The organism is Nonomuraea sp. NPDC050643, assembly GCF_040654715.1.
In the GTDB taxonomy this organism is placed as follows: Bacteria; Actinomycetota; Actinomycetes; order Streptosporangiales; family Streptosporangiaceae; genus Nonomuraea.
On record NZ_JBFAIM010000100.1, the window covers coordinates 1 to 22,204 of the forward strand.

Here is a 22,204-nt window from a genome sequence, read left to right on the forward strand (position 1 = left end):
ATCCGCCGCTACATCGCCTGGCGAAACCGCAACACCGATAACCCTCGCCTACGCCGCATCGTGAAGAGGGCAAACGTGGCCTGACGCGGCACTAGAGCGGCACGGACCGCGTACTGCTGAGCACCCCATCCGGTCGCCTGTCCGTCCGGCGACAAGCGGCTATGGGCATGTGACACTCATCGGGTACGACGTTCGGATTCGGCACGGATACGTTCGTGAGCAGGAAGGGCGGAGATGCCGCGCTGGCCCAAAGTCGTGATCGCGGCGGTGGTGCCGTCGATGGCCGGGGTCACGGCCTGGTGGATCTGTGCGGTCGGCGGGTTCGGACTGGACATCACCAGCATCGTCGTGGGTCTGGTGGTCCTTCTCCCAGGAACCCCGCTTGCCATCTGGGCCGGGCAGGCAGGGTCGAATACCAGCCCGCTGCCCGCTCCGAAGAATGACCTACGCCCCATACCAGCGGTGATCGGCGAAGTGCCGCGCGAGCCGAAGGCCTTCGAGCCGCGGCCGGATCTGAGCGAGCGTGTTGAACAGGTGTTTTCCGTGCGCCACGTGGCGGCGGTATGCGCGCTGGCCGGGGGACGTGGAGTCGGCAAGACCCACCTGGCGGCGGCCTATGCCCGGCACTGCATCGAGCGGGGCGTCCCGGTGGCGTGGCTGCACGCCGAGACCGTCGAGCAGCTTCACGGTTCCGTGGATCGGATGGCCGACGAACTCGGGTTACGCGGCGATGCCGACGACGCGGCGACCGTGGCGCGCAAGGTCAGAGCCTGGCTCCAGGAGCGGCGTGAGCCGTACCTGGTCGTGGCCGACAATGCGGCGGACCCCGACGTGCTCGCGCCGTTGATCCCCTCGCACGGCCGGGTACGCGTACTGATCACCACGAATGATCACTCCTTTGAACGGCTGGGCACACTGGTCACGGTGGAGCAGTTCAGCGCGGACGAGGCGGTGAGGTATCTCGGCACGCGCGTGGGCACAGGCGACGGCGCCGGCTTCCGCTTGCTTGCCGAGGAGCTGGACCGCTTGCCCCTCGCCCTGGCGATCGCCGCCGCGGCCCTGGTCGGCCCGCCCCGCCTGTCGTGCGACGCCTATCTTGCACGGCTGCGTTCCACCCCCATCGAGGTGCTCCTGGCCCGGCCTCGCGGAGAGCCCTACCCGAGAGGAGTCTCACAGGCGATCATGCTGTCGGTGGGGGAGATCGGCCCCGCGGCCGTGCGGCTCCTCGGTGAACTGTCGGTGCTGTCGACGTCCGGCGTCGGGCGCGACCTGCTCGACCTGCCGACGGAGACGGCGTTGGCCGAATTGGCAGCTCGATCGCTGGTCACGTTCAGCCGCGACGACACGACCGCGTTCGTTCACCGCCTGGTCCGGCGTGCGGTGCGCGGCCGAGCCGAACGTGACGGCACCCTGGCCGCGATGATCGAGTCCGCCTCCCGGCGGCTGCGCGCGGCCGTCGAGGATGTCGCCGACCGGGACACCTGGCGGAAGTTCCCGACGATCATGGCGGTGGCCGACCATGCGACGGCCCTGTGGGAGGCCGTGGACCAGGTTCCCGACGACGGACGGGCGCAGGTCCGGGCGGCGGCCGAGGTCGTGCTGCACGTCCGCCAGGCCGTGGCCAACCATCTCATCTATCTCAACGACCAGGTCAGAGCCGTCCCGATCGCCGAAGCCGTCGCTCTCGGACGTGAGAAGCTCCTGGGCGCCGAGCATCCGGACACGCTCACTGCCCTGCACAACCTCGCCCACGCATCCGAGGACGGATCGACGCAGGCCACCGCGCTGTATCAGCGCGCCGCGGCCGAGCGCGCCCGGACCCTCGGTGATGATCACCCGGATACGCTGTGGTCACGCGCCTGTGCGGCGTTCTCCTACACGAAGGCAGGCAGGGCATCCGAGGCGGTGACGCTGCTGGACGAGGTTCTGGCCGACCAGGAGCGGGTACTCGAGCCCGACCACGCGGCCCTGCTCGGAGCGCGATTCTTCCAGGCCTGCACCAAGGTCGAGGCGGGCCGGCCGGAGGAAGGGATCACGTTGTTCCGGCGGCTGATAGCCGATCATGAGCGACTGTTCGGTGCGGACCATCCCGAGACCTGGGTCATCAAGGGACAACTGGCCCGGGCCCACAAGGCGGCGGGCAGGACTGATGAGGCCGTCCACACGTATGAACGCGTCGCGGAAAGGCAGGCGGCGGTGCTGGGCGCCGATCACCCCGACACCCTGATCACCCGGCATGGCCTGGCAGCGGCGTATGAGGCGGCGGGACGGAGCGCGGACGCACTCGCTGAATACGCATGGGTGGCGAACCGATTCGAGGTCGTCATGGGCCCCGAGCAGAAGCTGACCAAGAGCGCAAGAGACGATCTGGAGCGCGCCCGCCGGACTTTCCAGCAGCGTTGAGACCACGCCACATGCTCGAGGTTCGATGTCGCAGGACATCCGCACACGCGGGCCCGCTCTCGTGCCGGCTCAGGGGTTAATGTGTAAGCAAGTAATCATCTTGGAGGTCTTGATGGCCGACCCCCTCGACGCCTACTCCCAGGTCGTATCGTCCGTCGCCGCCGAACTCCTCCCGAAGGTCGCCGCCGTCCGCGTGCACGGGGGGAGCGGCTCGGCCGTGGTGATCGACGCCAACGACGTCCTGACGGACCGGACCTTCACCCATGGTCCGCCGAGCTTCCTGCTGACCAACGCGCACGTCGTCGGCTCCTCCCGCGAGGGCACCGTCGCGTTCGCCGACGGCGGCTCGGGCGACTTCGTGGTGGTCGGCCGCGACCCCCTGTCGGACCTGGCGGTGATCAGGTCGCAGATGGCCACGCCGCCGCCCGCCGAGCTCGGCGACAGCGACGAGCTCGTGGTCGGGCAGCTCGTCGTCGCCGTCGGCAACCCCCTGGGGCTGACCGGGTCGGTGACGGCCGGGGTCGTCTCCGGCCTCGGCCGGTCGCTGCCCGCGCGCAGCGGCGCGGCCGTACGGCTCATCGAGGACGTCATCCAGACCGACGCCGCGCTCAACCCCGGCAACTCCGGCGGGGCGCTGGCCGACTCGCGGGCCCGGGTCGTCGGCATCAACACGGCGGTCGCCGGGATCGGCGTGGGCCTGGCCGTGCCGATGAACGGCACGACCCGCTCCATCATCGCCGCGCTGATCAGGCACGGCCGGGTCAGGCGGGCGTTCCTCGGGCTCGTCACCTCCCCGGCGCCGCTGCCCGAGCGGTTGCGGCGGCGCACCGGGCAGGCGGCGGCGCTGCGCGTGGTCGAGGTGGTCGCGGGCTCGCCCGCCCACCGCGCCGGGTTACGCGCCGGAGACCTCGTGCTGAGCGCCGGCCGTCACCCGGTGGGCGACGCGCAGGCCCTGCAGCGGCTGATGTTCGCCGACGCGATCGGACGGCCGCTGCCGATCACCGTCTACCGCAACGGCGCCCTCGTGGACGTCATCGCCGAACCGGTGGAGCTCACGGGCACGGGGGTGTGATCTCCGCCGCGCTCCGGGACTGCTCCGCGGGATCCTCAGGCTTCTGCTCGGTGGTCGCGGGCCGTTGCGGCCTGACGTACGTGCCGTCGCGCCGGGCCAGCAGTTCGGCCAGGAGCGCGTCCCACTTGCGGCCGATGACGTCCACGTCGTAGGTGTGGGACGTCTCCAGCGCCCCGGCCGCCAGTTCGCGGCGCAGCCGCTCGTCCTCGATGACCCGGATGATCGAGGAGGCGAGGTTGGCGTTCGTACGCGGCTTGACCAGCAGCCCGTCCACCTCGTTCGTGATCATCTCCTTGGGCCCGTGCGGGCTGTTGAAGCTGACGATCGCCAGCCCCTTCGCCATGGCCTCCAGGATCGTCATCGGGAAGCCCTCATGACGGGAGCTGAGCACGTAGATCGACGCCTTCTCCAGCTCCGCCCCCACGTCGGCGGTCGGTCCCGGCAGCTCGACCTTGCCCTCGAGCCCCGCGTCCACGATCTGCTGGGCCAGGTTCTCCTCCTGCGGCCCCGCGCCGAAGATGCGCAGCTTCCAGTCGGGGTGGGCGGCGGCCACCGTCTCCCAGGCGGTGATCAGCCGGTGGTAGCCCTTGAGCCGGGTCATCCTGCCGACCGTGATGGCCACCTTGGCGTCGAGCTTGGCCACGCCGCCCGTCATCGGCGGCACCGCGTTGGGGATGCGGACCAGCTTGCGCGGCTTCTTCGGCAGCGTCTCGCGGTAGTCCGTCAGGTCGGCCTTGGTGAGCGTGACCAGGGCGTCGAGGCGCCGGTAGCGCCACTTGATGAGCTCCTGCATGGCCTCGGGCTGGGTGCGCAGGGCCACGTGCTCCTGCCCGATCGTGATCACGCTGGGCAGGGATAACTGGGCCATCGCCAGGTTCAGCCCCGGGCGGGTGGCCATGAGCACGCCGGTCTCCACGGAGCGGATGTAGCGGGCCAGCTTGAGGTCGGTCCACAGGTTGAAGCGGTGGTAGGCCGCCTCCTCCTTGGGGATGAGCCGGCTGGGCAGCTTCGACAGCATCGCGCGCACCGGGTCGAGGCCGGGGCGGAGCCGGTCGTCCAGGAAGCGGAACTTCACGCGCGGATCGATCGGGAAGAACGGCTCGTCGGCCTCCTTCAGGATGCTCACGATCTCGACGTCGTGCTCTTCGGCCAGGTAGCTGGCCAGGTTGAACACGGTCCTGATCGTGCCGCCCATCCCGTAGGCGTGCAGCAGCAGGATGTGTACCTGCCGGGTCGAAGGCGGGGGCGCCTTCTGCACCTTGCGCCGGTTGTAGCCCCGATAGAGCCGGACCATCGCCGACTTGCCCTTGCGTGCCAGTGCGCGCACCTGACGGTTCCCCTATTCATCCGGAAGAAGTCTCAACACACGTGGCCGGTGGAAAGGCTCCCGCCCCACCACCGGCCCATTGTCTCGCTTCGGCGGAGTGCACCTTTGTTCATCCCCTGTGCGCTATCCCCACCTATGATCTTTAGACGCCTGATGGATGGTTAAGGTTGCATGCGCGGCCGATGCTGGGGATCAGGAGTGTGCGGGGGATGCTGGGCCAGCAGATCGAGCGCGACGTCGATGGCCCGCTCCAACTGCGTGTCCACGCCCCTCGCGTAATCCTGCGGGGTGATGTCCACCTCGATGTCCGGATCGGTGCCGTAGTTCTCCACCTGCCAGCCGACGTCGTCGAAGGCGAAGGAGAACTCCGGCTGCGTCGTCACGGTCCCGTCGGCGAGCCGGTGGCGCGGCCAGATGCCGATCACACCGCCCCACGTGCGCTTGCCGACCAGGGGACCGAGCTTGAGCACCTTGAAGGTGTGGCTGAAGATGTCGCCGTCGGAGCCCGCCCACTCGTTGGTGATCGCCACCATCGGGCCGCGCGGCGACTCCGGCGGGTACGGCTCCGGATCCCCCCACCTCGGATAGTCATAGCCCAGCCGCCGCCTGGACAGCTTCTCCAGCAGCAGCGCCGACACGTGACCGCCGCCGTTGAAACGCACGTCCACGATGAGCGCGTGCCGGTCGTACTCGGCCAGGAACCCCCGGTGGAACTCCCCGAAGCCCTCCGTGCCCATGTCGGGCACGTGCAGGTAGCCGACCCGCCCGCCGGAGCGCTGGTGGCACTCGGCGCGGTTGAGGTTGACCCAGTCGCGGTAGCGGGCCGGCTGCTCGTCGGCGAGGGCGCGCACGGTGGCGGTGAAGACCCGCTCGTCGCGGCGCAGCGTCAGCTCGACCTCCTCGCCGGCCTGGTTGACCAGGCGTTCGTTCGGGGTGGCCGCCGTACCGATGGGGGCGCCGTTGATGGCCAGGACGGCGTCGCCGGGGCGTACGTCGAGGCCGACCCGGTTCAGCGGTGAGGTGGCCTTCGGATCCCACGGGTCACCGGTCACGATGGAGCGGATGTGGTAGACGCCGTCGCGGTGGTCCCAGTCCACGCCCAGCTTGCCCTGGCTGTAGTCGGGGCCGGGACGATACTCGCCGCCGCTCTCGTACGCGTGGCTCGTGGCCAGCTCGCCGTGCAGCTCCCACAGCAGGTCGGAGAACTCGCCCCGGGTCGTCACGCGGTCCACCAGCGGCAGGTACCGCTCGTACACGGCCGGCCAGTCCACGCCCGCCATGTCCTCGGTCCAGAAGTTCTCCCGCTGCAGCCGCCACGCCTCGCGGAACATCTGCCGCCACTCCGCCTCCGGGCAGACCGACACCTTGATGCGCGACAGGTCGATCCAGCCGCTCTCGCGCCCCGGCCGTTCCTCGTCGCCGGGCACCTCGCCCGCCTTGACCACGCGCAGCCGGTCGCCCGCCCGGTACAGCAGCGTCTTGTGGTCGCGGCCCAGCTCGAAATCGCTCACCCCGTCGGCGAACGTCTCGCTCTCGCCCTTGGCGAAGTCGAACAGGTGCAGCGTGTCCTCGCCCTCCAGGGGGCTGGTCAGGATCAGCGCCTTGCCCTTCAGTCCCGCCACCCGCTGGTAGCGGCCCTCGGGCAGCGGGAAGGAGGTCACGCGGCGGGCCAGCCCGTCGAGGTCGATCCGCAGCGGCTCGGGCTCCTCGTCCTTGTCCTCTTCGTCGTCGTCCTTCTCCTCCAGGGGGCGCGGCCGGGGCACGAACGGGTCCGGCGCGTCCGCGCGCAGCGCCACCGCGTACGGGCGGGTGCCCAGCGGGAAGCCCAGATCGAACTGGAGCTGGTCGTAGACGGGGGAGAAGACGCGCTGGCCGATGAAGTACAGGTAACGGCCGCAGGGGTCGAACGCCGGCCTCGAATCCTCGAGCACCGGCTCGGTGGCCTGGACCGTACGGCCCGTCTCGGGGTGGTGCAGCTTGATCGCGGCGCTCTGGGCGTTGAGCGGGCTCGCGTACGCCAGCCAGCTCCCGTCGTGCGACCAGGCCGGATCCTCGGGCGCGCCGTGCGGATTGGCCTCGACCAGCGCCGTCCGCCCCGTCGCCAGGTCGAGCAGGTGCAGCTCATGGCGGTGGTTGAGGACGGCCACCCGGTCGTGGGCCGGGTCCGGCACCAGCGCGTTGATCCGGCCCAGCCGGGCCACCTCCGTGCCGGGGCCGCCCTCGCGGCCCTGGAGGATCACCAGCTTCTCCTCGTCGCCGTCGTCGCTGGCCGCCGCGATCAGCCGCTCGCCGTCGTTGAGCCAGGTCAGGAAGCGATAGCGGACGCCGTCGGGGGAGCCGTGCTGGCGTACGGGGCCCTCCCAGTCCGCCATCGCGTACGCCTTGCCGCGCGCCGTGACCGCCAGCGCGCTGCCGTCGGGGCTGAGCGAGGCGCTCTCCAGATAGTCGGCGGCCTCGACGAACCTGCGGTTGCGCTGCGTCCGGGAGCTGGCCGGCCGCACCTCGAGGCGGCGGGGCCGCTCGTCGGGGTCCATCAGGAACAGGTCGCCGCCTGCGTGCCAGACCAGGCGCCGGCCGTCGCTCGACAGGTTGCGGGCGTAGTAGTCGTCGTGGTGGGTGTGCCGGCGCAGGTCCTGGCCCTCGGGGGTGCACGAGTAGACGTTGCCGACGCCCTCGTGGTCGGAGATGAAGCACACCCGCTCGCCGCTCCAGCAGGGCGAGGCCAGGTTGCCGGGCAACCTGATCAGCCGCCGGAACTCGCCGCCGCCGCTCGGGTCGATCCACAGGTCGCCGACCGTGCCGCCGCGGTAGCGCTTCCACCGCGCCGGGTCGGCGGTGTTGCGGCCGAGCACGATCATGTCTCCGGGGCCGTACGCGATCGAGTTCGCCGGACCGTACGGCAGCCGCTCCGGCACCCCGCCGGGCGTCACCCGGTGCAGCCATGTGCGGCCCTCGAAGGGCTGGGACTGGTCGCTGGCGTACAGGATGCGTCCCTCGGGGTCCCAGCAGGTGACCGTGCAGCGCGCGCCGTGGAAGGTCAGCCGGCGGGCCGCGCCGCCGCCGGAGGGCATGACGTACACCTCTTCCGGGCCCTCCTCGCGCCCGACGAACGCGAGCTGGTCGCCGCGCGGCGAGATGCGGGGGTAGCCGGCCTCGGCGAGCCCGGCGGTCAGGCGGAAGGCCCGCCCGCCCTGGGCGGAGACCATCCACAGGTCGTCCTCGGCGGCGAAGACGACCACGTCGTGGAGGACGGCGGGGAAGCGCAGGTAAGCCGACATGAGCAGCTCCACTGTCGATCGGACGGCCGGGGGACGGGCGGGGCCGCGTCCCGGCCGTCCGATCATGTCACCCGTCAGGCGGCCGGAACGGCCGCCGGTGGTCACCCTTCGTCGGTCGTCTTCCGGCTCTCGCGCTTCGTCTCTTTGGCCTGCCTGCTGCTCTTGATGGCCTGCTTCTTCGACTTGCCGGACTTGGCGGCCGGTTTCTTCTTCGTGTCAGCCATTGGAAATCCCCCCACACGGATGAGATGCACCCGATTGGTACACCATGCCCGTTAATACCCATTCAGCGACTAAACCCGACATATCACCTATTGGGGGGTATGGCCTCCGGCGGCGTGCGAACGGATCGGCCGATCCCCGGCGGGCTCGGACAGCCACGCCCCCTCACCGTGCGACAGCCCCGGCAGCGCCTGCTCGAACACGTGCACCGCCGCCGCCGGGATCTCGCCCGTCAGCACCCACGTGTCGTCGCGCCGGAGCGTGTCGCGCAGCTCGCCGCCCAGCGCCGCCAGCTTCGCCGTGACCGCGCCGAACGTCTCCAGCGGCACCTCCAGCTCGAAGCGGTGGCACGGCTCGTAGACCGTGGTGGCCGCCCGGCGCAGCGCCCGCATGAGCACGATCGGCGTACGCCCCCGGAAGTCGGCCGCCACCGTCATCGGGGCGACGTAACCGGTCCTGATCACCGTCACCGTCACGTCGGTCACCGGCCAGCCGTGCGGGCCCTCGCGCAGCGCCACGCGGACGCTCTCCTCGATCGCCCGGTGGAAGGCGAGCGGCAGCGACCCCAGATCGACCTCCAGCCGGTAGCCGACGCCCGAGCCGGCCGGCGCCGGGTCGACGCGCAGGCCGACGGTGGCCATGAAGTCGTTGCGGCCGTGGCGCTGGATCTCCTCGACCGCCTCGCCGGCGCGCGAAGGGCGTTCGAAGTAGACGGGCCGGCTCGGCTCGAAGACGGCCTCGACGCCGAAGTCCCTGGCCAGGGTCTCGCCGATGACCTCCTTCTGCACCTCGCCGTACAGCAGGACCGAGGTGTCGCCGCCGGCGAGCGTGCGGGTGCCGATGAGCGGGTCCTGCTCGGCCAGCGCGAGCAGGGCGGCGTGCAGGCGGGGCTCCTGGCCGGGTACGCGGGGGCGTACGACGGTCTCGAGACTGGGCGGCGTGAAGTGGGCCTGGCCCGCCGGACCCGGCTCGCCCAGATGGTCGCCGACGCGGATCTCCGGCACGCCCCACGCCCTGACGATGTCACCGGCCCCGGCCTGCCGCCGTCCGGGCACGCCCACGACGTCGATTGCGGTCAGGCGGCCGTCGTACGCGTGGCCGTCGCCGCGGTGGAACGTCAGGTGCTCGCGCGCCCGCAGCGTGCCCTCGCGGAGCCGCAGGTAGGCGACCTTCTCGCCGGAGGGCGCGCGCTCGATCGCGAACACCGTGGCGCGCGGGGCCCCTTCGTCGTGCCGGGGCGCGGCGGGCAGCAGATCGCCGAGGCCGTCGAGCAACGCGCCGACGCCCTGCCCGGTCATCGCCGAACCGAACAGCACCGGGTAGGCCACCCCGGCGGCGCACTGCCGGGCCAGCGCGGCGCGTACCTGGGCGGGGTCGGGGGTCTTGCCCTCGACGAGCAGTTCGAGCAACTCGTCGTCCCGCTCGGCCAACACCTCGGCCGCCTCGAGCGCCTGCATCTCGTACGTCGCCGCTGCCTCGTACGTCTGAGCTTCGTGCGTCGCTACTGCCTCGTAAGCCTTCTGCGCCTCCTGGGCCGGGGCGGCGAGGTGGGCCGGGGCGGTGGGATGGGCCGGGGCGGTGGGATGGGTGGTCGCGGCCGGGCCGCCGATGCCGCGGACGGTGTTGAGCGGGACGCAGGCCGGCCAGAGCCGCCGCCGGATCTCGGCGAGCAGCTCCCGCTCCCGGGCCCCCGCCCGGTCGATCTTGTTCACGAAGATCAGTGTCGGCAGGCGCAACTTCCGCAGGGTCTTCATCAGGACCCGGGTGTGCGGCTGCACGCCCTCGACGGCCGACAGCACCAGTACGGCGCCGTCGAGCACCCCCAGCGCCCGCTCCACCTCGGCCACGAAGTCGGCGTGGCCGGGCGTGTCCACCAGGTTGACCCGCAGGTCGTCCAGGGTGAAGGAGGCCACGGCGGAGCGGATGGTGATGCCGCGGCGGCGTTCGATCTCGCCGCTGTCGGTCTGGGTGCTACCTTCGTCGACGCTGCCGAGCCGGTCGATGACGCCGGTCTCGAACAGCAGCCGCTCAGTGAGGCTGGTCTTGCCCGCGTCTACGTGCGCGAGGATGCCGATGTTCAGGATGTGCATGGATGCAGGAGCCCTCGAGAACTCTCGTGCCAATGGGGCGCTGGGAGAATCCGAGGCGGCGCCGCATCTCATGCTCCTTGATCATCAACCTGCAGTGCCCGCCCATCCTGCCACCCGCCGCTCCGCGAGGGCCAGCCATTTATCCGCCGGCGCCGGCCGGTGCCCGTTCAGTCGAGGACGGCGACGGCCTCGACCTCGACCAGCAGGTCCGGCTCGCCCAGCGCGGCCACGCCGAGCAGGGTGATCGGCTTGACCGGGTCGATCCCCAGCTTCGCGGCCGCGCGGGTGACCCCCTCGCCCAGCAGGGGCATCTTGTCCGGCGTCCAGTCGACGACGTAGACGGTCAGCTTCGCCACATCGTCGAACGACCCGCCGACCTCCGCCAGGGCGGTGGCGATGTTGAGGTACGACTGCTCGACCTGAGCAGCGAGATCACCTTCGCCGACCTTGCCCCCATCCGCGTCACGAGCGACCTGACCGGCGAGGAACACCAGCTTCGACCCTGTCGCGATCGACAACTGCCGATACACCTCGGGCTTCGGCAATCCGTCGGGGTTCACCAGGGTGATGGCCACAATGCCTCCATGTCGTCAGAGCCCGCAGGCCCACGTCTCACCAAACCATAGCATTGCTATGCTTTGCGACGCCAAGACAACCACGACCTGCCCCGTGGACCCGCCACCTTGATGGCTCACAGCCGCACCCCCGCCGCGTTCATGACCCCAGGAAACGGCTCCACCGAAGGCCGCCGCCCGGGCCGGGCACGGTGGCCCGACCCGGCTGACGGCCCTCAGCTGATCGCCCAACGGCTGGGCGCGACAAACGGAGAAACGGACGCCGCACCTGACGGTCCGCCTGGACCGGTCCGCCTGGACCGGTCCGCTTGGACGGTCCGCTTGGACGGCCCGCCTAGCTGCATGCCATACCACGTGCCGACCGCACGGCTGGCGGCGCGCCTGACCGTGCGGCTGATGTGTGCGGCTTGATGTGTGCGGACGGTGGCTTCGGTGACGGCTGCCTGGGTGGCGGCCTGTCGGAAGGCATGGCTTTGGCACAAGGCATGGCTCGGCAGAAAGGATGGCCTGGCAGTGGGCACAGCCTGGTTGAAGGTGCGGGTGGCGTGTGTCAGCAGGCTCAGTGGGCCAGCAGGCTCAGTGGGGCAGCAAGGCCAGTGGGCTCAGTGGGGCCAGCAAGCTCCGTGGGCCAGCGGGTTGGCGGAGTCAGTTGGTGCAGGTGGCCGAGACTGTGACGTCGTAGATGTACCAGACGCTGCCGGGAGCCGCCCAGACCAGCGCTGTCGTCGTCGTCCAGCCCGTGCACGCCACACCCACGGCGAGGATCGCCGCGCGGGCCGCCTGCGAGCCGCTCTGGATGGCCGCATAGGTGGTCGCCCCGCCCGCCTGGCGGGTCTCGGTGCGCGGCACCGTGTACGACGGCGGCGGGGGCGGCGGGGGCTGCGAGACGCAGGTCCCTGAGGCGGTGGCCTGGAAGATGTACGCCGAGCCGTCCGGGGCCGTGTAGACGTGGGTGGACGAGACGGACACGTTCGGGCAGACCTCGCCTGCCTGGACGGCCTGCTGGTTCAGCGCGGCGCGAGCGTTGGCCTCGGCGTTCGCCGCTCCGGCGGACCAGTTGGGGCCCGATCCCGTCGACGTCGCGGTGCGATAGGTGTCGGCGTACGCCGCGGGGGTGAGCGCGGTCGCGGTGGCCGCCAGCGCCAGGACGAGGGCGAGGACGAAACGAAGGAGGCGGCGACCGGTGCGGAGTGTCTCGGGGAGGTGACGGGGGCGCAGTGCCATGGTCGATCCCTCTCGCGGCCGAAGGGTAGGGGTCGTCACCCTAGAACCCGCCAAGCGACCGGCACCAGCACCACGTCCGCCCCACGACATCCGCGCACGTCACCCCCTGAAACTTTCAACCGCGACCCCGCCAGTCCCCGACCCCGCTAGGTCCCGGGTCGGCCTGGTCGCGACCCCGCGACCCCGCGTCGCCAGCCCGCCCCGGCCAGCCCGTTGCCCCGTCACCTCTCCACGTCGGCCCCGGTGTGCCATGCCGTCGTCGCCCGAGCTGCCCCGTCGGGCGGGAGGACGCCTCGGGTGGGTTGTACCGCCCGGGGCACGGCTCGCACAGGTTGCTCGGTGGTGGGCGCGTTCAGGGCGAGGGAACCCAGTGCTGATCAGGGTGATGTTCTGGGTCGTGGCTTGGCGGTGGCCCTGTGCCTGGGTGTCGGGTGCGAGCGCCGCAGTCGAGATGGTTGTGGGGCGGAGAGGCTTGCTTTGCCGGCGTGGTGGGGTCAACCGGCCGTGTGGCGGAGGGGGTCGGCCGGGTCGGTGATGAAGTTCAGGCCCTTGGCGGACAGCCGGTCGGACAGCTCGGCCGGGCTCTGGGGAGTGGTGTCGGGCAGCAGGTAGTACTCCTCCAGGATGGCGCGGGCGGTGTCGTCGTCGCTGACCGCGCAGTCCCAGATCACCTGCTCGCCCTCGACGGTGACATCGAAGGCGAAGAACACGCAGCACGCCTTCTCCCGCGCGGCCAGGTCTCGTACCCACGCCGCCACGCCGGGCTCGGCGTGCAGGCGGAAGCGGATGCCCTGGGCCGTCTTCTCGCGGCCGACGAGGTGCCGGCCGAACAGGCTCCGGTATTCGTCCAGGCGCTGCTGCGCGGTGTCGGGGGCGGTGGTCATGTCGCAGACGATGGGCGTGGAAGCGGCGGGGATGTCCACGGCGGGTCTCCTCTTGAGTGGGTTGGCGGAGCGCGCCTGTGGCGCCTCACGCAAACCGTAAAGTCTGGACCTGAGTCCAGAGTCAAGGGATGAATCGCCGTGAGATCGGTCGGGTGGGTCGAAAGGCGGTGAACGCGGGGTCAGGAGCTTGGTGTGGTCGACAGGACAGGTCGAAGCCGCGCGCGGCCCCTTTCGCGGGGCTGCCATCCGAACGGTGCCCTGCCCTTCTGTGCGTGCCCGGGTCAGAGGAGGCGGAGTTGCTCCGGTTCGGGGTCGGCGGGTGGGGGGCGGGGTGGGAGGCGGTGGGCCATGGCGGGGGTGGCGCGGCCGACGCCGTGGCGCTCGGCCAGCTCTCTCACCTGGGTCGTGAGGCGCTGCTGGTACGCCTTCGGCGCGTAGGCGCCCCGGCCGTACAGCTCCAGATAGCGCGGCACCAGCCGGGGATGCTCGCGCGACAGCCAGCTCAGCCACCACTCCCGGGCTCCGGGCCGCAGGTGCAGGACGATGGGGACGACGTGGGTGGCGCCCGCGGCGGCGATCTCCTTGACCGTGCGCTCGAGCTGGTCGGGGGAGTCGGTGAGGTAGGGGAGGATCGGGGCCATCAGGACGCCGCAGGCGATGCCGTTGTCGTTGAGGGCGGCGCAGGTCTCCAGGCGCCGCCCCGGGTTGGGGGTGCCCGGCTCCACGGCGCGCCACAGGTCCGGGTCGGTGAAGCCGACAGAGACGCTGGCGCTCACGTCGGTCACGTCGGCGGCCTCGGTCAGCAGGTCGAGGTCGCGCAGGATCAGCGTGCCCTTGGTGAGGATGGAGAACGGGTTGGCGGCGTCGCGGAGCGCCGTCAGGATGCCGCGCATCAGCTTGTAGCGGCCCTCGGCGCGCTGGTAGCAGTCGACGTTGGTGCCCATGGCCACGTGGTGGCCGCCCCAGCGGGGGGAGGCCAGCTCCTTGCGGGCCAGCTCGGCGGCGTTGACCTTGACCACGATCTTGCTGTCGAAGTCCGCACCGGCATCCAAATCTAGATATTCGTGCGTTTTTCGGGCAAAACAGTAAACGCAGCTATGACTGCACCCGCGGTACGGGTTGATCGTGTACTCGAACGGGACCCGGCTGGCCCCCGGAACCCGGTTGATGATGGATTTGGCGCGGATCTCGTAGAAGGTCATCCCCTTGAATTCGGGCGTGTCGAACGTGCGGGTGACCGCGCCGCGAGCGAACAGCGGCACGGCCGGATCGTCCTGGCCGGGCGCGGCCAGGCGCAGGTTGTCCCAGCGCATGCCATGATTAGAACGCAAGTTCGAGCGTGATCGCAAACCGAAAAGAGGTTGCAATTACCTGGTCAGGCGGGGGCTAATGATCTTCAGGGTTGGGCAGATAGACGCCACAGAGCTTGCGTTCCGGAGGTGCACCTATGGCCTGGTCGCAGGACGAGGAGCGGATGCTGGCCGAGATCGAGCAGCGCCTCGTCGACGACGATCCGCGACTCGTCGCACGGCTCGAGTCGTTCAACGAGCGGGTCCGTCGCAGCGAGGCGAGGTCGACGGGCCAACCCGGCGTCAGGCGCCGGCCACGCCGCTCGACGGTCATCATCCTGATCAGCTGGCTGCTCATCGCCACGCTGGTCGCCACGCTTCTGATCATGGTTCTCCGTCACGAGGCCGCCGCGGCCATGGCCCTGGCCTCCGTCATCTAGCCGTCATCATCCACCCGCCCTCGCAGAGGGTTCCGCGCTTATGCGTGTCCCCGAAAAGGGTCATTGCCCGCCAAGTCGCCGACGCGCTTGGCGGTCTTGCTGTGCTCGGGGCGGATGATGGATTTCGTGTTCGCGTCAGCCTGGATCGGTGAGATCGACCTCGTAGGTGCCATCGGGGAGCTGGGTGGCGCTGTCGCCGGCAGGGTCGAGGGTGACGAAGGTGCCGTCGTCCTCGTTCAGGCCGAAGACGAGCGTGGGCGAAGACGAGCGTGGGCGAAGACGAGTGTGGGCGAAGACGAGTGTGGCCGGCGGTCGCGGGGCGGCTCTGGGGTGGACGGGCAGGGTGAAGGTCGAGCAGGGTTAGGAGTGTTCCGCCCAAACCCTTCGCAGGGCGCTGTAGCCGATCACCGTGATCCCTTCTCGCCGTACCAGCTCGCGTGCCCGTGGTGAGGTGAGGAACGCGTGGTCGCCGTGCCGCACCGGCCATCCGCCGGGGTCGGCCGCCCGCGCGTCCGCGTCGTCCAGCCCCGGGTGGACGGCCCACTCGCTCAGCCCCGGCGGCAGCTCGCGCAGCAGCCGCGCGTACGCCTCCGCCCTGTCGTCGAGGTCCAGGCTGAAGCTGTCGAGGAAGTCGTGCTCGATGGCCGGCAGGCCGCGCGCCCGCAGTTTCTGGCGTGACGGGTCGAGCCAGGCCCGCACCGCCAGCCCGTGCTCGCCGGCCAGGGCCATGGTCAGGTCGAAGATGTCGGGCCGGCCGCCGTCGGCCAGGCAGTGCCAGTCCAGGTGGCCCGGGGTCAGCCCCGCGTCGGTCACGGCGGCGAGCTGGGCGCGGAATTCCAGCTCGACCTCCTCGATGCGGGCGGCGGCCAGCAGGTCGGGGATGCGCTCATGCGGGTAGAACCCGCCCGACTCGTCGAGGAGCGAGGCCACCCGCTCCTTGGGCGCCAGCGGCCCCCAGGGGCGGCGCGTGAGGCCGATCCCATCGGTTTTCAGTGCAGGCCCCGCTTGCCCGGGGTCCAGAACGGCTTGACCTTGATCGACGTACGCGGCCAGTTGCGCTCGCGGACCAGGTGATCCCGGATCATCTGGCACGTACGCGCCTCGCCCGCCACGTAGGCGGCCCCGGTGTCGCCCGGCAGGTCGAGGTCGGCCACGGCGGCCAGCAGCGTGTTCGACGACGCGGCGGACGCGCCCCGGCGGTGCGCGCGGCGCAGCTCGTACGGGCCCGGCATGGGCAGATCGTGCGCGGCGGACTCGCTCTCCAGCACCCCGTGCACTCGAGCGCCCGCCCCGAGCGCCCGCAGCATCGGCCCGAACGCCGCGGCGGCCGTCTCGTCGCCCGCGAACAGGTGGAACGGGGCCTCGTCGCGGGTGAAGAAGTCGCCCTGCGGCCACCAGAACGTCACCGCGTCCCCCGGCGCCGCCTCCCGAGCCCAGCGCAGGCCGATGCCGTCGCCGTCGTACAGGTGGGCGCGCAGCTCCAGCGCCCGCCGGTCGGCGGTGAGCTCCCAGATCGTGTACGTGCGCAGCGTGTCGGCCGGCCGCAGGATCCCGTACACCGACAGCGGGTCGTTGATCTGGACCCTGATGTGCTGGCCGGGCCGGTAGGGGAAGGCGATCGGGACGCCGGTCGCCAGGCGGATGCGCCGCATCGTGGGCGTGACGAGCTCGGCGTCGGTGACCCGCGCCTCCATCACGTATTTGGCAAACGCGCTCGCCAGGGGGTTGCGTGCCATGACATGTCCTTAATGGCAGTAGATTTGCTTAGAGTCATTAAGGAAACATAGATGCCCTAGGATGTCAACGGACCGACGAGGAAGGTGGGCGATGGCCACGCAGGGCGTCAGCAGGCGTGACAGGGTGCGGCAGGCGACGCTGGCGGAGATCCGCGCGGCCGCGCGCAGGCTGCTCATCGAGCAGGGGCCCGCGGCCGTCACGATCAACGCCGTGGCCAGGGAGATGGGGATGAGCGGGCCGGCCCTCTACCACTACTTCGCCGGGCACGAGGAGCTGGTGGGGGCGGTGACGGCCGACTTCTTCCGCGAGCTGACGGCGGTGATGGAGGCGGCGCGGGACTCGTACCCGGCGGGTGATCACGCCAGGCGGCTGCTCGCGACCTGCCGGGCGATGCGGACGTGGGCCATCACGCACCGGGCGGAGTTCGGCTGGGTGTTCGCCAGCCCGATCACCAGCGAGCGGCGGCCGGACTCACCGCGCGAGCTGGCCGGGCGCGACTTCGAGCAGGTCTTCCTCGAGGAGATCACCGAGCTGTGGACGGCCCGCCCCTTCCCGGTGCCCGCGCCGGAGGAGCTGGACCCGTCGATCAGGGAGCAGCTCCGGGCGTACACGGCCGCGACCGGGGTGGGCCTGCCGGTGGAGGCCGTCCACGTCTTCCTGTCGTGCTGGATCAGGCTGTACGGGCTGCTCTGCATGGAGGTGCTCAACCAGCTCGACTTCGCCTACTCCGACCTGGGCCCGGTCTACGAGGAGTGCCTGCGGGAGATCGCCCCCAGGCTCGGGCTCGACTACGACGCCGCGGCCGGGCGCGCTCCGGCGTCGTAGCGGCGTGCGCCGGTCACGAGCCGGGCGTGCGGATGTCCGGCTCGTGGCGGACCGGGAAGTTGACGGAGGCGGCGATGAAGCACGACCTGTGGGCGTCGGCGTGCAGGGCGAGCGCCGCCTCGGCCATCTCCGGCGCGGACACGGTCACCACGGGCCGCAGCACCACCTCGGTGAAGTGACCGCCGTCCGCGGACTCGGCCATGGTGCCGCTCGCCCGATCCTCGTACGCCGTCACCACCACCCCCGCCATGGCGCATTTGTGCAGGTACCACAGCATGTGGCACTGCGACAGCGAACCCACCAGGAGCTGCTCGGGATTCCACCGCGCCGGATCGCCGCGAAAGGCCGGGTCGGAACTGCCCGGAATGACGGGCGGGCCCTCGGCGGACAGCTCGTGCTCGCGCCCGAAGTCGCGGTAGCCACTGGTGCCGGTGCCCTTGTCGCCTGTCCAGGTCACGACGGTCTGGTAGGTGTGCCGGCGGCTCATCGGCGCTCGTCCTCTCGTTGTCCGTGCAGCCCGGGTGACGGCTGCTCCCTGCACGTTCCCACAGCGAAGGCGGCCGACCTCACCCGGTGGTGCCGGCTCGGCCGCGGCGAGGTACGCGACGGCCGAGACCTCAGGTCGTTGCGCGGGCTCGCAGGGCCGCGATCACCCACGCGAACGCCGACCACCCGGTCCAGGACCCGCCCGGCCTCGGCCGAGCCGGAAGCCACCCCGGCCGCCGGCGCGGGGGAGGGGGAGTCCGGCAGTTCGCGCATCCAGCCGGCGATGATCTCCGCGTCGCCGTCCAGCGGGATCCCGGCGAACGTGCCCGACACGAACTCCGTCACGATCTCCCGCCGCTCGGCGGCCGACCACTGGGCGAGTCTGTGCAACATCAGGGTCTCCTCGTCGGTGGCGCCACGTTCGGAGATCAGGTGCAGTACGGCACGGCGCGCCAGCAGGGCCCGGACCTCCGCGTCCTCGGCCCGTACGCGCACCCGCGCCAGCTCGGCCACCGTGACCCGCCGCGCCAGGATCTCCTGGACGGCCTCCAGCCCGGTCCCCGGCTCGCGCAGCATGCGCACCAGGTCGAGCCGGGTCAGGGCGGCCTCGTCGTTGAGGCGGTAACCGCCCGCCGAGCGGCCGGTGGGCGGCAGTACGCCGCTGTCGGACCAGAACCGGATCGTCCGCACCGGCAGACCGGTACGGCGGGCCGGCGCGCCGATCGTGTCAAGCCCGTCACTCACGACTGGGAGCCTGCACCTTCCACCCACTGGAGACTCAAGCCACCCACTGGAGACTCAAGCCCGCAGTCTCGCACGTTCACCGCCGCCGGGCTCGGACCGTTGCGCGGAAATACTCGCCGACGTATATTCGCTTACGAGTATAGGAAAGGCGGTGGGTGGAATGCCCGGACGGCGCCCGGTGGGCAACCTGCTGGCGTTGGCCGTGCTGACCGCGCTCGTCCACCGGCCCATGCACCCCTACGAGATGGCCTCCGTCCTGCGCGCCCGTGGCAAGGACCAGGACATGCCCATCAAATGGGGATCCCTTTACACCGTCGTGCGCAACCTGGAGAAACACGGCCTGCTGGAGGCGGTGGAGAGCGGCCGGCAGGGCGCCCGGCCCGAGCGGACCGTCTACCGGGTCACCGAGGCGGGGCGGCGGGAGGCCGACGACTGGACCCGCGAGCTGCTGGCCACCCCTCAGCGGGAGCCGTCGGCGTTCGAGGCGGGCCTGTCGGTGATGGCCGGCCTCGGCCCCGACGAGGTGGGCGCGCTGCTGGTGCGGCGGCTGGCGGAGCTGGAGCGGCGGATCGACGCCGATCGGCGGACGCTGGAGGGGCAGCGGGGCGACCTGCCCAGGTTGTTCCTCGTCGAGTCCGAATACGCGCTGGCCCTGCAGGAGGCCCAGGCCGCCTGGGTGCGCTCCCTGCTGGCCGAGCTGACCGGGGGCACGTTCCCCGGGCTGGAGGGGTGGCGGTCCTACCACCGGACCGGCCACCTCCCCGACGACGTGGCCGCCCTCGCGGAACGCGGCCGCCCCACCGGCCAGAAAGAACCCGCCGACCCGGAAGGCCCCACCGACCCGGAAGGCCCCACCGACCCGGAAGGCCCCACCGACCCGGGCGGGCCCACGGATTGAAAGCCCGGCGGCGGTGCTGCAACACCGCCGCCGGGAGACCTCGCACCGACACCCGCGAAACACGGAGCCCCGGCCACGAGATGGCATCGACAACGATAGCCGGGCTCCCTTCGCGTACCGAACCCAAGGGAGCTGACGATGATCACGACAACGACCACCGTGACGTCCAAGGACGGCACCACGATCGGCTGTCACCGGTTGGGGGACGGCCCCGGCCTGGTGATCGTGCACGGGATGATGCAGGCCGGCGACAGCCAGCTCGAGCTGGCCCAGGCCCTGTCCGGTGACTTCACCTGCCACCTGCCCGCCCGCAGGGGCAGGGGCGGCAGTGGCCCCCACGGCCAGGACGGCGTCCTGGGGCAGGAGCTCGACGACCTCGACGCGCTGCTGACGGCCACGCGGGCGCCGTACGTCATGGGCGTGAGCGCAGGAGCCATCATCGCGCTGCGCGCCGCCCGCGCCCGGCCCGGCCTGCGTAAGGTCGTCGTCTTCGAGCCGCCCCTGGACATCGACGGCGCCAACCCGACCGGCTGGCTGCCCCGCTTCGACCAGGAGATCGCCGCGGGCCGCGTCCCGGCGGCGCTCGTCACCGCCATGCTGGGCGCCCGGCTGGGCCCGCCGATCTTCAACGTCCTGCCGCGCGCGTTCCTGGAACTGCTCACGGGCAGGATGCTGAAGCGCGACCCGGCGTTCGGGGAGCTGGCCCCGACGCTCCGCCACGACGTGCGGCTGGTGGCCGAGACGGCCGGCGACCTGGAGGCGTACCGGGGAGTGGAGGCCGAGGTGCTGCTGCTCGGCGGCTCCAGGAGCCCCGCCCATCTGCGCTCGCCGCTCGCCGCTCTGGAGCGGGTCCTGCCCCGCGCCCGCCGGGTGGAGCTGCGCGGCCTCGGCCACAGCGCCACCTGCAACGCCGACCGGCGCGGCCGCCCCGACCGGGTGGCGGAGGAGGTCCGCCGCTTCCTGCTCTGATCCGCGGTTTCCGCGGAACGTCAGTGATCAGTGGTTCCGCGGAACGTCAGTGATCCGCAGTTTCCGCGGAACGTCTGTGGTCAGTGGTTCTTGAGGTGGTCAGTAGTTCTTGAGGAACGTCGCCCCCACCGGCGCCGCGACCTTGCCGCCTCCGCCGCCGCCCTCGACGACCACGGCGAACGCGACGTCGTCCTTGAACCCCATGAACCAGGCGTGGGATTCCAGCTTCTCGCCCGTGCCGTATTCGGCGGTGCCGGTCTTGCCGTGGGTGCCCGAGGGCAGCCCCGCCGCCTTGGCGGTGCCCTTGGTCACCACGGCGGCCATCATGGCGTGCAGGCCGGACTTCACGCCCTTGGGCAGCTCCTTCTCGGCGGCCTTCTGCTTCAGCGAGGGCACCAGCGTCGGCGGGCGCCAGGTGCCGTCGGCGATGGCGGCGGCCACGGAGGCCATCGACAGAGGGCTGGCCGTGATCCTGGCCTGCCCGAACGACTCCGCCGCCAGCTCGGCGTCGGACGTCGCCTTGGGGAAGCTGGCCTTCGTGGCCGGCACCCCGATGTTGAGCGGCTGGTTGAAGCCGACGTCCTCGGCCGCGTCGAGCAGCTTGTCGGCGCCCAGGTGCTGCTCGGCCAGCGGCGCGAACGTGGTGTTGCACGAGTGCGCGAAGGAGTCGAGGAACGACAGCGACCCGAACTCGGCCTTGTCGGAGTTGCGGATCTTCAGGCCGCCGACGGTGGCGTATTGGGGGCAGGTCACCTGGTCCTGCGGCGACACCCCGGCCGCCAGCAGCCCGATCGCCGTGACCGCCTTGAACGTCGAGCCGGGCGCGTAGCGGCCGTCCAGTGCCCGGTTGAAGCCGCCCACGTTGTTGACCACGGCCAGGATCCCGCCCGTGGACGCCTTGATCGCCACCAGCGAGGTGGGCTTCTTCATCTCCTTGACCGCCGTCACGGCGGCCGCCTGCGCGCGCGGGTCGAGCGTGGTCTCGACGGGCTCGCCGTCGGTGCCCTCGATGGTCCCCAGGGTCTTGCCGCCGAGCTGGACCTCGGTCGCCGGGGTGCCGGCCAGCCGCTCCTGGAACGTCTCCTGCAGCCCGCCGCGCCCGACCGCCTGCCCGACCTTGTAGGAGATGCCGAGCTTGGCGACGTCTTTCTTGGTCGCCTTGTCCAGGTATCCGACGAGCTGCTGGACCGAACCGCCGACCGTGCCGGTGTCGATGCGGTCGCCCTCGGCGTCGGTGATCTCAGCGCGGCCGGGCCAGCGGGTCTTGAGCCCGAACGTGGCCCCCTGGGTCATCGACGGGTGCAGCGTCGCCGGCTTCCAGTCGACCTTCCACGTGCGGTCGGCCACCATGAGGTCGAGCCGGCCCTCGTAGGACCACTCGCCGACGTTCTTCATGGTCAGGGTCGCGGTGTAGGGGACCCGGGCGCGGCCGTCGCCCTCGGTGACCCGGCCGAGCTCGATCTTGGCCGACTCGACCGCGAGCCCGGTGCGTTGCTGGTCGTACGCGGTGAGCTGCTGCGGCGTGGCCAGCTCCTTGGTCATCGCGCTCTTGTCGCCGGACTGCCAGGCCGCCGCGAACCGCTGGGCGGTCTCGGCCGGCGTGCCCCTGGTGTGCAAGACGTAGTATGCGCCCCCGGCCGCGGCCCCCACCGCGAGCACGGTGGCGCCGGACACGATCGCGATCGTGCGGCCCCGTGCCACTGATCAGCCCCCTAAACCTTGACGACAAGGGCCCGAGCCT

General features: G+C 71.2%; 19 protein-coding genes. 6 read left to right on the plus strand and 13 right to left on the minus strand.

Features of this window, described 5'->3' with window-relative positions; genetic code table 11:
- Positions 1 to 234: 234 nt before the first annotated feature.
- Both AB0I15_RS61955 and AB0I15_RS61960 read left to right on the plus strand, forming a co-directional pair.
- Entirely contained in the window at positions 235 to 2,403 is a 2,169-nt protein-coding gene (locus AB0I15_RS61955; protein ID WP_358118867.1) for a tetratricopeptide repeat protein, read from the plus strand.
- 112 nt (positions 2,404 to 2,515) lie between these two features.
- Positions 2,516 to 3,475 carry a trypsin-like peptidase domain-containing protein gene (locus tag AB0I15_RS61960; protein ID WP_358118869.1) on the plus strand — a complete coding sequence of 320 codons (960 nt, stop codon included), beginning with the start codon at positions 2,516 to 2,518 and terminating at the stop codon, positions 3,473 to 3,475.
- Here the strand turns inward: AB0I15_RS61960 and AB0I15_RS61965 are convergent.
- From AB0I15_RS61965 to AB0I15_RS62000, 8 genes are all read right to left on the minus strand, one after another.
- Positions 3,456 to 4,802 (minus strand): glycosyltransferase family 4 protein, encoded by a 1,347-nt coding sequence (locus AB0I15_RS61965; protein WP_358118871.1) that lies wholly within the window; start codon positions 4,800 to 4,802, stop codon positions 3,456 to 3,458. The two genes, AB0I15_RS61960 and AB0I15_RS61965, sit on opposite strands and share 20 nt — an antisense overlap.
- A gap of 161 nt (positions 4,803 to 4,963) precedes the next feature.
- Entirely contained in the window at positions 4,964 to 8,080 is a 3,117-nt protein-coding gene (locus AB0I15_RS61970; protein ID WP_358118873.1) for a PDZ domain-containing protein, read from the minus strand.
- A gap of 101 nt (positions 8,081 to 8,181) precedes the next feature.
- Entirely contained in the window at positions 8,182 to 8,304 is a 123-nt protein-coding gene (locus tag AB0I15_RS61975) for a hypothetical protein (RefSeq protein WP_358118875.1), read from the minus strand.
- Between the two features lie 87 nt (positions 8,305 to 8,391).
- Positions 8,392 to 10,392 (minus strand): translation factor GTPase family protein, encoded by a 2,001-nt coding sequence (locus AB0I15_RS61980; RefSeq protein ID WP_358118877.1) that lies wholly within the window; start codon positions 10,390 to 10,392, stop codon positions 8,392 to 8,394.
- A gap of 167 nt (positions 10,393 to 10,559) precedes the next feature.
- Positions 10,560 to 10,967 (minus strand): RidA family protein, encoded by a 408-nt coding sequence (locus AB0I15_RS61985; protein ID WP_358118878.1) that lies wholly within the window; start codon positions 10,965 to 10,967, stop codon positions 10,560 to 10,562.
- A 645-nt stretch (positions 10,968 to 11,612) separates the two neighbouring features.
- Positions 11,613 to 12,191: a hypothetical protein gene (locus AB0I15_RS61990; RefSeq protein ID WP_358118880.1), complete on the minus strand. Its 579-nt coding sequence runs from the start codon at positions 12,189 to 12,191 to the stop codon at positions 11,613 to 11,615.
- A 494-nt stretch (positions 12,192 to 12,685) separates the two neighbouring features.
- Positions 12,686 to 13,114, minus strand: a complete 429-nt coding sequence (locus AB0I15_RS61995; protein ID WP_358118882.1) for a hypothetical protein — start codon at positions 13,112 to 13,114, stop codon at positions 12,686 to 12,688.
- Positions 13,115 to 13,356: 242 nt separating this feature from the next.
- Positions 13,357 to 14,388, minus strand: coding sequence for an Rv2578c family radical SAM protein (locus tag AB0I15_RS62000; RefSeq protein ID WP_358118884.1), 1,032 nt, complete (start codon positions 14,386 to 14,388; stop codon positions 13,357 to 13,359).
- Positions 14,389 to 14,522: 134 nt separating this feature from the next.
- Between AB0I15_RS62000 and AB0I15_RS62005 the strand changes: the two genes are divergently transcribed.
- Entirely contained in the window at positions 14,523 to 14,804 is a 282-nt protein-coding gene (locus tag AB0I15_RS62005; RefSeq protein ID WP_358118885.1) for a DUF3040 domain-containing protein, read from the plus strand.
- 360 nt (positions 14,805 to 15,164) lie between these two features.
- Here the strand turns inward: AB0I15_RS62005 and AB0I15_RS62010 are convergent, their stop codons facing one another.
- Together AB0I15_RS62010 and AB0I15_RS62015 are read right to left on the minus strand one after the other, a co-directional pair.
- On the minus strand, positions 15,165 to 15,896 hold the full coding sequence (locus AB0I15_RS62010; RefSeq protein ID WP_358118887.1) for a ChbG/HpnK family deacetylase: 732 nt from the start codon (positions 15,894 to 15,896) through the stop codon (positions 15,165 to 15,167).
- A complete protein-coding gene (locus tag AB0I15_RS62015; protein ID WP_358118889.1) occupies positions 15,794 to 16,540 on the minus strand; it encodes a siderophore-interacting protein in 747 nt (248 codons plus the stop codon). The genes AB0I15_RS62010 and AB0I15_RS62015 overlap by 103 nt, the downstream gene beginning before the upstream one ends.
- Positions 16,541 to 16,631: 91 nt before the next feature.
- Here AB0I15_RS62015 and AB0I15_RS62020 point away from each other — a divergent pair, with 91 nt between their 5' ends.
- Complete coding sequence (locus AB0I15_RS62020) at positions 16,632 to 17,366, plus strand: TetR/AcrR family transcriptional regulator (protein ID WP_358118891.1); 735 nt, start codon at positions 16,632 to 16,634, stop codon at positions 17,364 to 17,366.
- A gap of 13 nt (positions 17,367 to 17,379) precedes the next feature.
- On the opposite strand, the gene AB0I15_RS62025 is transcribed toward AB0I15_RS62020, so the two are convergent.
- Positions 17,380 to 17,853 carry an OsmC family protein gene (locus AB0I15_RS62025; protein ID WP_358118893.1) on the minus strand — a complete coding sequence of 158 codons (474 nt, stop codon included), beginning with the start codon at positions 17,851 to 17,853 and terminating at the stop codon, positions 17,380 to 17,382.
- Positions 17,850 to 18,596 (minus strand): MerR family transcriptional regulator, encoded by a 747-nt coding sequence (locus AB0I15_RS62030; RefSeq protein WP_358118895.1) that lies wholly within the window; start codon positions 18,594 to 18,596, stop codon positions 17,850 to 17,852. The genes AB0I15_RS62025 and AB0I15_RS62030 overlap by 4 nt, the downstream gene beginning before the upstream one ends.
- A gap of 160 nt (positions 18,597 to 18,756) precedes the next feature.
- Between AB0I15_RS62030 and AB0I15_RS62035 the strand changes: the two genes are divergently transcribed.
- Both AB0I15_RS62035 and AB0I15_RS62040 read left to right on the plus strand, forming a co-directional pair.
- A complete protein-coding gene (locus AB0I15_RS62035; RefSeq protein WP_358118897.1) occupies positions 18,757 to 19,494 on the plus strand; it encodes a PadR family transcriptional regulator in 738 nt (245 codons plus the stop codon).
- A 138-nt stretch (positions 19,495 to 19,632) separates the two neighbouring features.
- A complete protein-coding gene (locus tag AB0I15_RS62040; protein ID WP_358118899.1) occupies positions 19,633 to 20,463 on the plus strand; it encodes an alpha/beta hydrolase in 831 nt (276 codons plus the stop codon).
- A 99-nt stretch (positions 20,464 to 20,562) separates the two neighbouring features.
- Here the strand turns inward: AB0I15_RS62040 and AB0I15_RS62045 are convergent, their stop codons facing one another.
- Positions 20,563 to 22,137, minus strand: coding sequence for a penicillin-binding transpeptidase domain-containing protein (locus AB0I15_RS62045; RefSeq protein ID WP_358118901.1), 1,575 nt, complete (start codon positions 22,135 to 22,137; stop codon positions 20,563 to 20,565).
- Positions 22,138 to 22,204 lie beyond the last annotated feature (67 nt).